At 46.5% G+C, this 12,519-nt stretch carries 11 protein-coding genes; 9 read left to right on the forward strand and 2 right to left on the reverse strand.

Features of this window, described 5'->3' with window-relative positions:
• The first annotated feature begins 36 nt into the window (after nucleotides 1–36).
• From BST85_RS06070 to BST85_RS06100, 7 genes are all read left to right on the forward strand, one after another.
• Complete coding sequence (locus BST85_RS06070; RefSeq protein ID WP_104812436.1) at nucleotides 37–1,023, forward strand: carbohydrate kinase family protein; 987 nt, start codon at nucleotides 37–39, stop codon at nucleotides 1,021–1,023.
• On the forward strand, nucleotides 1,007–1,627 hold the full coding sequence (locus BST85_RS06075) for an HAD family hydrolase (RefSeq protein ID WP_104812437.1): 621 nt from the start codon (nucleotides 1,007–1,009) through the stop codon (nucleotides 1,625–1,627). The genes BST85_RS06070 and BST85_RS06075 overlap by 17 nt, the downstream gene beginning before the upstream one ends.
• Nucleotides 1,628–1,773: 146 nt before the next feature.
• A complete protein-coding gene (locus tag BST85_RS06080; RefSeq protein ID WP_342750402.1) occupies nucleotides 1,774–2,265 on the forward strand; it encodes a cupin domain-containing protein in 492 nt (163 codons plus the stop codon).
• Nucleotides 2,266–2,294: 29 nt separating this feature from the next.
• Complete coding sequence (locus BST85_RS06085; RefSeq protein ID WP_104812438.1) at nucleotides 2,295–2,774, forward strand: hypothetical protein; 480 nt, start codon at nucleotides 2,295–2,297, stop codon at nucleotides 2,772–2,774.
• Nucleotides 2,767–3,186, forward strand: a complete 420-nt coding sequence (locus BST85_RS06090; RefSeq protein ID WP_104812439.1) for a VOC family protein — start codon at nucleotides 2,767–2,769, stop codon at nucleotides 3,184–3,186. The genes BST85_RS06085 and BST85_RS06090 overlap by 8 nt, the downstream gene beginning before the upstream one ends.
• Complete coding sequence (gene arsC, locus BST85_RS06095; protein ID WP_104812440.1) at nucleotides 3,183–3,524, forward strand: arsenate reductase (glutaredoxin); 342 nt, start codon at nucleotides 3,183–3,185, stop codon at nucleotides 3,522–3,524. The genes BST85_RS06090 and arsC overlap by 4 nt, the downstream gene beginning before the upstream one ends.
• A gap of 75 nt (nucleotides 3,525–3,599) precedes the next feature.
• Nucleotides 3,600–6,101: a TonB-dependent receptor gene (locus BST85_RS06100; protein ID WP_104812441.1), complete on the forward strand. Its 2,502-nt coding sequence runs from the start codon at nucleotides 3,600–3,602 to the stop codon at nucleotides 6,099–6,101.
• A 70-nt stretch (nucleotides 6,102–6,171) separates the two neighbouring features.
• Here the strand turns inward: BST85_RS06100 and BST85_RS14315 are convergent, their stop codons facing one another.
• Nucleotides 6,172–6,342 (reverse strand): hypothetical protein, encoded by a 171-nt coding sequence (locus tag BST85_RS14315; RefSeq protein WP_181039969.1) that lies wholly within the window; start codon nucleotides 6,340–6,342, stop codon nucleotides 6,172–6,174.
• Nucleotides 6,343–6,486: 144 nt separating this feature from the next.
• On the opposite strand from BST85_RS14315, the gene fumC reads away from it, so the two are divergent.
• Together fumC and BST85_RS06110 are read left to right on the forward strand one after the other, a co-directional pair.
• Entirely contained in the window at nucleotides 6,487–7,878 is a 1,392-nt protein-coding gene (fumC, locus tag BST85_RS06105) for a class II fumarate hydratase (RefSeq protein WP_104812442.1), read from the forward strand.
• A 126-nt stretch (nucleotides 7,879–8,004) separates the two neighbouring features.
• Entirely contained in the window at nucleotides 8,005–9,303 is a 1,299-nt protein-coding gene (locus BST85_RS06110; RefSeq protein ID WP_104812443.1) for a 7TM diverse intracellular signaling domain-containing protein, read from the forward strand.
• A 56-nt stretch (nucleotides 9,304–9,359) separates the two neighbouring features.
• Here the strand turns inward: BST85_RS06110 and BST85_RS06115 are convergent, their stop codons facing one another.
• On the reverse strand, nucleotides 9,360–12,518 hold the full coding sequence (locus tag BST85_RS06115; protein ID WP_104812444.1) for a cytochrome c biogenesis protein CcsA: 3,159 nt from the start codon (nucleotides 12,516–12,518) through the stop codon (nucleotides 9,360–9,362).
• Nucleotide 12,519 lies beyond the last annotated feature (1 nt).

Here is a 12,519-nt window from a genome sequence, read left to right on the forward strand (position 1 = left end):
GGCCTTGTGGCCCGGACAAACGACTAATTCCATTTCATGAAACCATACAAAGTTGCCGTACTGGGGCCCATCCCCAGGGATACCATCACCACTCATCACGGAGAAGTGATCAAGAAGTACGGTTGCGCAACCCATACGGCCATTGCGATCTCCAACCTCTTGGGAAACAAGGGGACGGTATATCCCGTGACCCATGTCAGAAAGACGGATCATCCGGCTATCATAGAATTGCTTGAGCCCTATTCCAACATCAATACCGATTATATAAGCGACAAAGCAGATCGTGGAGATGTGATCCATTTGAAATTTGTGGACCAGAACAAAAGACTGGAGAAGCAGACCGCCTTTATGACTCCCATTCTACCTGCTGATGTTGAACCACTGTTGGACTGCGACGTATTCGTTTGTGTTCCTGTGACCGATTTTGAGGTTCCACTGGAAACCCTGAAATACATCAAAAAGAATAGTGATGCATCTATAGTATTTGATGCTCATGGCCCCACCACTGCTTTGACCAATCACGGTGAGCGAGTAACCAAGTTCTGGGTGGACCGGGATGTCTGGCTTCCGTATATCGATGTTTTGAAGATGAATAAGGAAGAGGCAAACCTGAGCTGGTTTGAGCATGAATACGATGAAGACGAACTGGAAGGTAACCACGAAATAGACGAGGCCCTTCTTCCACAATTTGCTATGCACAGCCTGAAGCACGGCTTAAAGTCGTTGTTTGTTACCCTGGATGCATATGGTGTTATGGTCTATACCATGGAAAATGGAGAGTTAAAGCAACAACATGTGCCTTCAGTTCCTGTGGAACACGTAATAGACACTACCGGTTGCGGAGATTCCTTTGCGGGTGGAGTGGCCTTTAGTCTGCTCCTTAACCCAGATGATAGCATCCGGGCAGCCCAGTATGGGAACGCTATGGGTGCACAACGTACCCAGGGAAAGACATTCGAGGTCTTTAAATCGCTGGAGGAAACCAATTTGATGTTGGAGCACGCCTATGGAAAGCCCTTATAAGACCGTCATCTTCGATCTGGGCGGAGTCCTGATCGACTGGAGCCCGGAATATGTTTTCCTAAAAGAATTCCGTGGAAATCGGGAAAAAATGGATTGGTTCCTCAACGAGATCTGTGCCTGGGACTGGAACGCTAACCAAGATGCGGGCTATCCCATTGTGCAGGCCACTGAAGATCGGGTAGCCATGTTCCCAGAGTACGAAAAATTGATCCGCATGTACTATGGCCGATGGAACGAAATGCTGGGCTATACACACGAAGACACCCTGGAAATCTTGAGACAATTGCATAGCCATCCGGATTATCAGGTATACGCCCTGACCAACTGGAGCGGTGAGCTTTTCCCAAGGGCACTGGCCAAGTTCGATTGGCTCAGTTGGTTTGAAGGCATAGTGGTTAGTGGGGATGAAAAAATGCGTAAACCATTCAGAGAGATCTACGAGCTTACCCTGAACCGCTATTCCATAGACCCGAAAATGGCTATCTTTATTGACGATAGCCCCAAGAATGTAGTGGGTTGTGAAGAAGTGGGCATTACTGGTTTACACTTTACCGGTGCCGATAAATTACGTTCGGACCTGATCCAGCTAGGAATATCAATATAGTTCGATGAAAAAATATCTACCGATCTTGGTGTTAGGGTTGCCTGGCATGGCAATAGGTCAAGACCTGAGCTTTGAAGATTATAACCCTGCCTCAGCGCCTGTTATCGGGGGCGAAGTGGTAAACCGAGCTAAATTCCCTGACTGATTTGGAAGAGATACAACAACTGGTCCAGCAACTAAGGCTACTTCCACACCCCGAAGGTGGTTATTACAGGGAGACTTACAGAAGTGATGGATTAGTTTCTGATTTTGATCTGGGCAATGGCCAGCAAGCCGTTCGCAATTACAGTACAGCCATTTATTTTCTGCTGACCCAGGGAAACTTTTCCGCATTTCACCGTATCCGGCAGGACGAGGTATGGCATCACTACAAAGGAGACAGCATTCGCTTGCATATGATCGACCCGCTGGGTGAGTATTCAGAGGTGAAAATTGGCAAGGACATAGCCAGTGGAGAACAGCTTCAATTTATGGTCCCGGCAGGCTACTGGTTTGCATCAGAAGTAGAACAAGATGGTCAATATGCTCTAGTTGGATGTACGGTGGCCCCGGATTTGACTTTGCGGACTTTAAATTGGCCAATGCCAAAGACCTCAACCAGAGATGGCCTCAACATTCCGAGATCGTCAACCGCCTGACCCGCTCCTGAATTTCGTAAATTAACGGGATGAAAGCAGCCTCGGTGGTCGAAATAAAGAAAGCCCTCAAATACAGTGACGAAACAGAGTTGATCGAACTGTGTTTGCGTTTGGCGAAATTCAAAAAAGAGAACAAAGAACTACTCACCTACCTCCTTTTCGAGTCCGGACATGAGGATAGCTATATAGCTGGAGTCAAGGAAGCAATGGATCTCTTGCTGGATCAGATCAACACAAGCAGTCCTTATTACATTCGCAAAAGCATGAGAAAGGTGTTGAGGGAGATCCGTAAATATGCCCGGTATTCAGGCAAGAAAGAGACCGAAGTAGAGCTTTTGCTCTTCTTTTGTGAACGGTTGATCCATTTTGAACCCTCCGTCAGGAATAATCGCAGCCTGATGAAATTGTATCAACGTCAAATGTTTGGCTTAAAACAAAAGATCAAAAAACTACATCCCGATCTGCAACACGATTACGAGCAGGAACTTAAAGGCCTACCTCATGCTTGACTTTAAACTGAATTTCCTGGATCACGTTGCCATTCACGTTAAGGATATAGAGACTTCTATTCGCTGGTATGAAAAGACCCTTGGCCTGAAAAGATATGAATTGCCCGAGTGGAAACCTTATCCTATTTTCCTGTTAGCTGGAAAGACCGGCATCGCCCTATTCCCAGCCGATCTGGATGATACTGAGGTGACCTTCCACAGCCGAAATGTAAAGATCGATCACTACGCCTTCCAAGTGAGCCGGGAAGATCTGGACCGGGCTATCCTGCACTATGAGCAGTTGGGATTGGAATACAATTTCCAGGATCATCATTATTTTCATTCGGTCTATACCAAGGACCCCGACGGACATACTGTCGAACTGACGGCAATTGTAGTTGCTGAAGATCAATTTTATCAAAAAGAACCATGACTACCATCTATCACAATCCGCGATGCCGAAAATCGCGAGAAACCCTAACCCTCTTACAAGAAAATGGGGAGGATCCTCAGATCATTCTTTACTTGGAGGAAGTGCCTTCTGAGGGAGAAATAAGGCAACTTCTGGACCAACTAGGAATTAGCCCTATGGAGCTGATCAGAAAGCAGGAATCCGACTGGAAAGAGAATTTTAAGGGCAAGGAATTAACGGATCAGGAAATCATTCTTGCCATGCACCAATATCCCAAACTAATTGAGCGTCCGGTCGTTGTGAAAAAGGGCAAGGCAGCCCTTGGCAGACCTCCCGAGAACGTTCTGAAAATCTTGTAATTTATTTAACAAAACTTTGGCGAAGCTCGCTTAAACCTATGGGTACTTTCGTGGTCGAACTACGAAAACCATCTTATGAGATTTTGCTTGCTATTGGCCCTCGCGCTACTGGGTCAATCAGGGATTTCACAGCGTGCTAATTCCGGAAGCACCGATCAGAAATATTCCGTCTCTGGTCAGATTATAGACCAGGAAACCGGCAATCCATTGGAGTATGCCACCGTTGCATTTATCAATTCTGAGGGTAGTATCGTAGAAGGCGGGATTACCGATCTGGACGGAAAATATAGTATAGACGTACAACGCGGAGTTTATACCATCCGATACGAATACATTTCCTACAATACCATTGAAAAGACCGAGCAGCGGATCTTTGAGAATACTCAATTACCCACCATTAGTATGTCCCTGGATTCAGAGAGTTTGGACGAGGTTGTTGTTCGGGCAGAAACTACGGAAGTCCAGATCAGACTTGACAAGAAGATCTACAACATCGGAAAGGACCTGACCACCAGTGGTGCCACTGTAGGGGACGCCCTGAGCAATGTGCCTTCAGTGACTGTCGATGTGGAAGGGGCCATTGCCTTAAGAGGGAATGAGAACGTCCAGATCCTGATCAATGGAAAACCTTCTGCCATTGCCGGTTTTGGAAGTACGGATGCCCTGACACAGTTACCCGCAGATGCTATCGAAAAAGTAGAGGTGATCACCTCGGCTTCGGCACGATACGATGCAGAAGGTACTGCCGGTATCTTGAATATCGTCCTGAAGAAAGAGAAGACCCTGGGCGTTAATGGTTCTGCCATACTGAACCTGGGTTACCCCTATTCTGCCCAATTGACCACTAACTTCAATGTTCGCACAGAGAAATTCAATTTCTTTAACACCACGGGGCTACAGTACAGAGAGGCTCCGGGTAATGGGCGCTTTGAGAATATCTTCTTCTCAAAGAATGTAGATAACCCGCTGGTTATAGAAGATCGTGATATTGAACGGATTAGACGAGGTTTCAACACCAACCTGGGAGTAGAATATTATATTGACGACAACTCATCGGTTACAGCCACAGGTTTCTATCGAAAGAGCAAAGACGACGACGAGACGGTTAACCTGACGGAGGAGTTCGATCCAAGTGGGCAACTGGACAAGTCCAGGGAACGCGTAGAATATGAGACCGAAGACGATTATACCTTTCAGTTCTCAGCTAATTATACCAACCGACTGGATGACAACGGGCAGTTATTAACCGCAGATTTCCAATGGGAGAACGGCAAAGAGACCTCTCCTGCCATTATACAGGAAGCCCAACTCTTTCCGACTCCAGAGCCCCTCCCTACCGAAGATATTACTGAGATCACGGAGGAGACCGAATACCTTGCCCAGGCAGATTACGTGCTACCCATTGGGGAGAATGCCCAGTTTGAAGCCGGATACCGAGGTAGATTTCAAAATGAGGTCACGGATTATTTATTGTTGCAACAGCTTGTCGCTGGAGGTCCATTTGTACGAAACGACAGTTTGAGCAACATTTTCGACTTCACCCAGAACATACATGCCCTTTATACCCAGTATGGGAATAAGTTTGGCAAGTTCTCTTTCCTTCTTGGTCTGAGGATGGAGACCACTAAATTGAAAGGCGAGGTTACTGGTGTGGATGTGACTTCAGAGAATGAGAATGCCCTTTTGAATCTGGGCTTCGATAAAGATTTTATCGGGCTTTTTCCCACGGTCAACCTGGTCTATGAGATCACAGAGGACGAAAATGTCACCTTTGGATACAACCGGCGTATCAATCGCCCAAGAGGATTCTTCATTAACCCCTTCCCCTCTCGCTCCAGTGAGGCCAATATCTTTCAGGGAAACCCGGATCTAAACCCGGCCTATGCCAGTGCCTTCGACCTGGGTTATCTGAAACGCTGGAGTAAAATGACCTTGACCTCATCTGTCTATTACCAATACGAGACGGACGCCTTCGAACGGATCCAGGAAGATACAGGCTTTGAAACACCCAACGGCATCCCAATCATTCGGACCATACCCATTAACCTGTCTACCAACCAACGAATGGGATTCGAGGCGGGGATGATCTACAACCCAAGCAGGAAGATCCAATTGAACGGTAGCTTTAACATCTTCCGCTTTATAAAGGATGGAGAATTCAATGGTGTGGTATACGATGCAGACGACACCAGCTGGTTTGCACGCTTAAGCACCAAAATTATGCTACCTGCGGCCATTCAATGGCAGACAAATGGCTTCTATCGGGGGCCAACCAGAAATGCACAGACTGAGAACGAAGGCATACTTTCGATCAACACGGCACTGAGTAAAGACATACTGAATGATAATGCTACCATCGTTTTCAATGTCAGGGATCTTTTCAATTCCCGGATCAGAAGAAGCTTTACAGAGACACCCACCTTCACTTCGGATAGCGAATTCCAATGGCGGGTAAGGAGTTTTAACTTATCCTTCACTTACCGATTCAATCAAAAGAAACGGCAATCAAGAGGTCGAGGAAATGATAACTTCGATGATGGTGAAGAATTTGGAGGCGGAGGAAGGGCTAATCCCTAGTCTTCATTTCAAATAAACCCATAAAAAAAGGAAGCCAAGCGGCTTCCTTTTTTGATATAGTTAAGGACGATTATCCTTCCATTTCCTTTTTCCGGGCTTCTCGTTTCATCTTCATCTTCTCGATCAATGCCCCACCTATCCAATACGGAATAAAGGAGATCAGGAAGATCATCAGCCAAAAACCGATGGTAAGTATGGTTAGGAAAGCTAAAAACCCGAGGTATTGATCAAATTCAAACATACTGGAACGATTTATTGCGCAAAGATAGGGTGAAACAAGGCTAACTTCCAACTCTAGTCCATAATTTATTCACCGGAAATTAACCGTCTCTTCCAGAGAAAAGAGGTCCGGTTTCAGTAAATTTGTAATCTAAAATTTCTATCCATGCAATACCGTATTGAGAAGGATACTATGGGCGAAGTCCAGGTACCGGCCGATAAGCTTTGGGGAGCTCAAACAGAGCGTTCCCGTAACAATTTCAAAATCGGCCGTCCGGCCTCCATGCCTCTGGAAGTGGTCTATGGATTTGCTTACTTGAAGAAAGCTGCTGCCTACACCAATTGTGACCTGGGTGTACTTCCTCAAGAGAAGAGAGACTTGATCGGGCAGGTATGTGATGAGATCTTGCAAGGTAAGCACGATGATCAGTTCCCGCTGGTTATCTGGCAGACAGGAAGTGGCACTCAGAGCAATATGAATGTGAACGAGGTCATCGCCAACCGGGCCCACCAGTTGGCCGGAAAGACCATCGGTGAAGGAGAGAAAACATTAGCCCCAAATGATGATGTCAATAAATCGCAATCATCCAACGACACCTTCCCCACCGGTATGCATATCGCTTCCTACAAGAAAGTTGTCGAAGTGACCTTGCCGGGGGTCAAGCAACTTTGGCACACGCTAAAGGCCAAATCTGAAGAATTTGCGAAAGTGGTCAAGATCGGGCGTACTCATCTGATGGATGCCACTCCCCTAACTCTGGGTCAGGAATTCTCGGGATATGCCTCTCAGCTGGAACATGGGATCAAAGCCCTGGAAAACACCTTGGATCACCTGGCCGAACTGGCCTTGGGTGGTACGGCCGTAGGTACCGGGATCAATACCCCTGAAGGTTATGATGTTAAAGTTGCCGAATATATCGCCAAGTTTACGGAACTGCCCTTCGTTACCGCTGAGAACAAATTTGAAGCCCTTGCGGCTCACGATGCCATGGTAGAGACTCATGGAGCGATTAAACAGCTGGCGGTTAGCCTGAACAAGATCGCCAACGATATCCGTATGCTGGCCAGTGGCCCTCGTTCCGGAATTGGGGAGATCATCATCCCGGCCAACGAGCCAGGATCTTCTATCATGCCAGGCAAGGTAAACCCAACGCAATGCGAGGCCCTGACCATGGTTTGCGCTCGAGTCATCGGGAATGATATGACGATGGCTGTTGGAGGCATGCAGGGTCATTATGAGCTGAATGTTTTTAAACCAGTCATGGCCGCTGCCTTATTGGAGTCGGCTCAGTTAATAGGCGATGCCTGTGTTTCCTTCGACCAGCATTGCGCCCAGGGAATTGAAGCGAATACCGCTGTGATCGAGAAGCAACTCAATAATTCTCTGATGTTGGTAACCGCCCTAAATACGAAGATCGGCTACTATAAGGCGGCAGAGATCGCTAACTGCGCCCATGCTAATGGTACTACCCTAAAGGAAGAGGCTATGCGCCTGGGATACCTTACATCTGAAGAATTCGATGCCTGGGTAAGACCAGAAGATATGATCGGTCACTAAAAATAGCGCTTCCTCGATTTGTAAGAAAAGTCAATAAACGAGACAATTTTATCGATAAAATGCATTTTTCTTAGATGAAATGTATTTTTTTCCTATATTGTCCATCCCAAATTGATTATCTTACTTATGAAGAGGTATACTATTCTACTGCTCTTAACATCCCTGCTTTGGTTAACGGGTAGTAACATCACAGGTCTGGCCAACGCCCCAAATTCTGGGCCGGATGTCCACTTATCCCAGTACAATCAGAGTATTGCGACTTATGGGGTCGTTGAGAAACCACCTGGATTCATTTCCTATTCGACGGAAGGATCTTTCGTTTCCCGCGACCAATTGACCCTATTGACCAATTCCTTTGACATGTCAAATGGAGGAGGTTCCTTTGATTCAAAATCAGTATTTTCTTACAATTTTATGGCTCCGGCCAATGCTGAATACAATAACCTGCAGCAAGAGGCATCACAATCTGGTGAAGTACTGTTTCGTCAAGGTATGTACTACGGATTCACCTTTATGGTGATACTGCTCAACCTGGTCTGTTTCTTTTTGTTCGATGAGAAAGTATTTCTCTACTACTTTCTTTCACTGACAGCTCTGACCTCGGTTTTCTTATTCAGTGATGGTCTGTTGACCCTCTTCGGAATGGAGAATTTTGCCAATGCCCGTGGTCTACAGTCTACCCTATTGATGCTGGCCATAGGATGCGCGGCCGTTTTCTCACACAATTTCTTAAGCTTACAGGACTTCTACCCTAAACTCAAATGGGTAAGCATGGTTCAGTATGGAACAGCCGGTCTTCTTATTCTAGCTTGTTGGGTTAGTGGACAGGAGATCTTTGCCAACTTGGCCAATGTGATCTTGTTCGGGATCATGGCGACCTATTTCTTTACAGGAGTCTTGTTATTTGGCCGTAAGAATTACGCTAAATTCTATGTGATCGCATATGCGATTCCCTTGTTGTTCGCAGTAGATTACTTTGTTTTGCGAAACCTGGGAATCGATTTCCTATTTACCCAATCCAGTCACGTAAAGGCGGCTGCCTTGGTTGAAATGCTGGTTCTTAGCTACGCAATCGTTTACAGAATGCAAGCTATTAAGGAAGAGAACCTGCTTCGTCAGACCGAGATGCGCATCTTCCTAAGACAACAAGAAGCGCTATCCAGCAGACAGAAGACCGAAAAACTGATAGAGGACGTATACCTGGAGAACTTGATCATGCACTACGACTTGGATGGTCTGGAGATCAAACTCCTGCAGTACATCTCTGAAGGAAAGGACAATACCAAGATCGCACGGAAGCTCAAGACAACTGAAGCCGATGTGGAAGAACTGACCAAAGAATTATATCACAAGCTGGAGATCAGCGAGCATATCAAGGAAGACTTCCGTATGGTCGAATCCCAGCCGGATTACATCTATAACTAACCCCGCGATTCAATTCGATTGTTTACTTAACTCATCGATGAAGTGACCTTAACGGGTCACTTCACGTTTTTTAGATAGAATTTTCTGTAGCGCCAGTAAGATAGCAGACTAAGCGCAATGAAGAATGAAAGGATATAGTAGACAAAGGTCGGAGTCACCGGAACATCTCCACTGGCATAACTGTGCAAACCGGTCAGATAGAAATTGACCCCGAAATAGGTCATCATAATGGAGGCATACGCAAAGATGGCCATTACATTGAAAGTCCATCGGCCTCTCAATCCAGGTACGAGCCTGGCATGAATCACAAAGGCATAGACCATGATACTGATCAGTGCCCAGGTTTCCTTAGGGTCCCAACCCCAGTATCTTCCCCAACTCTCATTGGCCCATTGACCACCCAGGAAATTTCCAATAGTCAGCATAACCAATCCAACAGTCAGGGCCATCTCGTTAATCACGGTCAGTTCCTTGATATTGAGGTCCATTTTGGCCTTATTTTTTGAATTGGTAAGTAGTATCAACAACAGGCTGGCCGCACCTAAGATCATCCCTAGGGTAAAGGGACCATAACTTGCTACGATCACGGCAACGTGTATCATTAGCCAATAACTATCCAAAACAGGTTGTAAGTTCGCGATAGAGGGATCCAGCCAACTTTGATGAGCAACCCACAATATAATGGCGGTAACAAAGGCTGTTGATGCTACTGTCAGTTCACTTTTACGACCAAATGCAAGACCAAAGAAGGTGGTCGCCCACGCCACATAAAGTATGGATTCGTAGGCATCACTCCAGGGAGCATGACCACTGATATACCAGCGCATGGCCAGACCAAGGGTCATCAAGATGAAAAAGATCCAGATGATCACCTTACACGACTTGATCAGCACCCGCATAGCCTTACTTTCTCGGAAGATCTTGATAATGATAAAAACGAACATCAACACCCCAAATAAGGCAAAATAACGGTACAGTTTATTAAAAATATCGGCCCGATTATAGGCGATCTCTGCTTTCACTTTACTGTCTGATAACATCACCTGTGAGCCAAATTTCCGCTGGAACCCCGCCAGTCCGTCAAGGATTTCTTCGGCTGTAGTATAATCTCCACTTGCCCGAGAAGTATTTAAGGTCTGGAAGTAGACCGGAAGTATATCTTTGGCCACCGTATCGGCCCCAACGTATTGGACCTGCCCAAGTTCCGGATAGGACACCCATCGGTTGTTGGGATCGTCGGGTACTGGAAACACCTTTAGGATGGTTCCGCTCAGGGCCTCATTGAGCAGATAGGATTTCTCATATAGTTTGATGAAATCCTTCTCAAACTGATTGGGATTGGTCTTGGACGTTGCCTCCTCCAGATAAGGTGCGATCTTACTGTTACCTTGCTGATCGAAAAGGTCCATAAGAGCTACCTCACTCGTCTCACTAGAGACACCGAGGATGGTCTTAATACTATCGTTACGCCAATCCAATTTAAGCAAAGGCACCTCCAACCAAAGACGGGGGAATTCTGTCATGGACATGAACACTTGGTTGGCATCCAGCCCCAGGTAGGAATTCTTCTTACTCACTTTCCTAAGCAGTTCGCTGGCAAAGGTGTTGACAGGCTTCATACGGCCATTATCTTGAATGACCAATTCTCCGAACCGAGCAGCGTGCTCAGCATCAACCGCATTGGCTACGATAATGGAATCCAACTGCTGGCCAGGTGCTCTGCTGTGGATCTCTTGAGAAATGCTGAGGGTGGGCATCAACATCAACAGAAAGACACCAAGCGCAGTCTTTTTCTTTTTGATCTTGTCCAGCATTTTCTTCAGTGATGCGAAGCGAGTGGCCCTGTCGAACAAGATGGCCATTAGCCCAAAATACAGCAGGAAGTATCCGATATAGGTGATCCATGTTCCCCAGAAATCGTGATTTACAGAAAGGACAGTTCCCAATTCGTCCGGATCAAATGAGGCCTGGAAAAACCGGTATCCCCTGTGATCCAGAACATGGTTCATATAAATGTCGTAGTCGTAGGAGCCCTCTTCGGCATCCACTACCGTCACCTTACTCTCAAATGCCGAATAGGCCCTTTCCGTACCTGGATAGCGCTCCGCAATAAAATCTCTAAGGGTTACACTGAAGGGCAATTGAATGGCCTGTGAACCATAGGCCAGGTAAACTGTTAAACCTCCAACCTCAACTCCAACCGGATCAGGGCTGGACCCTTTACCACCTACTAATGCGACCTCCTTCGTCTCTCCGCCAGACCGAACCTCCAATAGCAAGCCATCGGCATTGGTCTTTTCGGCTTCCGGAGCTTTAACCACTCCGTAGCTACCCCGGGTCAAGGTCTCGGGAATTACAAATGCCATATCGGCAAGCGTGTAGAGTGACCTCAACTGCAAGGGTTGAAGGCTATCTGCAGTTACATCTCCTCGAAATTGGTCGGCCATTCTCATGTAGTTTCCGCCAAATGCCGACTTGATCTGGTATCCTTCTTCTTCCGAATAGAAGATGTTGATAGCTCCGGGAGTCTCATTATTAAGCGAAAAGAGCATATTGTGAATATTGCTCACACCGCCTTCCTGCAGCCAATGATCGTGACGGCTGCCATCGCCTGCCTCGACGATCTTGAGATAGCGTTCTCCATTATCATCAGGGACCAGGTCCTCTTTCGCGTTTTGAATGAACTGCTTGTAAACGATCTGCACCGGCTGACCATTATAATCGCTTTCCAACACAAAATCATTATCCAAGCGCTCGGACAACATCAACTCCAGGGGTCTGACTTTTCGTCTTTGAGCAACCCCGTCAATTTCGTATTCACCATCGATGAACACATCCAGATAGGTCTTTTCTGAGAGCATGACATTAGAAGAATCCCCTTCCCGTATGTGCATCACCCCTTCGTACCCAATGTAACGGGTGACAAAGGCACCTAAGAGGATCAGAATGAATGAAAGGTGTAAGGTCAGGGTGGCCCATTTCTCCTTTTTGTACAGTCGAAATCGAAAAATATTCCCCAGGAAATTGATCACAAAGAAGACCATGATAGTTTCAAACCACCAGGCATTATAGATCAAGGTTCTGGAATAAGCCGTAGGGGAAGTTTCGGAAGAAGCGTCCAGAAATGTTCCCACGGCCATGGCCACGGCAAAAACGATAAATAGAATGGCGGTTAATCGGGTGGAAAACAGCAGCGAAGCCAGTTTCTTTTGCATC

The sequence above is a fragment of the Aureitalea marina genome, from assembly GCF_002943755.1.
GTDB classification, from domain to species: Bacteria; Bacteroidota; Bacteroidia; order Flavobacteriales; family Flavobacteriaceae; genus Aureitalea; species Aureitalea marina.

What these genes read in the sequence shown, in the direction of transcription:
- BST85_RS06115 (WP_104812444.1), bottom strand. Translation starts at nt 12,518, where the DNA reads ATGCAAAAGAAACTGGCTTCGCTGCTGTTTTCCACCCGATTAACCGCC.
- BST85_RS06070 (WP_104812436.1), top strand. Translation starts at nt 37, where the DNA reads ATGAAACCATACAAAGTTGCCGTACTGGGGCCCATCCCCAGGGATACC.
- BST85_RS06110 (WP_104812443.1), top strand. Translation starts at nt 8,005, where the DNA reads ATGAAGAGGTATACTATTCTACTGCTCTTAACATCCCTGCTTTGGTTA.
- BST85_RS06090 (WP_104812439.1), top strand. Translation starts at nt 2,767, where the DNA reads ATGCTTGACTTTAAACTGAATTTCCTGGATCACGTTGCCATTCACGTT.
- BST85_RS06100 (WP_104812441.1), top strand. Translation starts at nt 3,600, where the DNA reads ATGAGATTTTGCTTGCTATTGGCCCTCGCGCTACTGGGTCAATCAGGG.
- BST85_RS06085 (WP_104812438.1), top strand. Translation starts at nt 2,295, where the DNA reads ATGAAAGCAGCCTCGGTGGTCGAAATAAAGAAAGCCCTCAAATACAGT.
- fumC (WP_104812442.1), top strand. Translation starts at nt 6,487, where the DNA reads ATGCAATACCGTATTGAGAAGGATACTATGGGCGAAGTCCAGGTACCG.
- arsC (WP_104812440.1), top strand. Translation starts at nt 3,183, where the DNA reads ATGACTACCATCTATCACAATCCGCGATGCCGAAAATCGCGAGAAACC.
- BST85_RS06075 (WP_104812437.1), top strand. Translation starts at nt 1,007, where the DNA reads ATGGAAAGCCCTTATAAGACCGTCATCTTCGATCTGGGCGGAGTCCTG.
- BST85_RS14315 (WP_181039969.1), bottom strand. Translation starts at nt 6,342, where the DNA reads ATGTTTGAATTTGATCAATACCTCGGGTTTTTAGCTTTCCTAACCATA.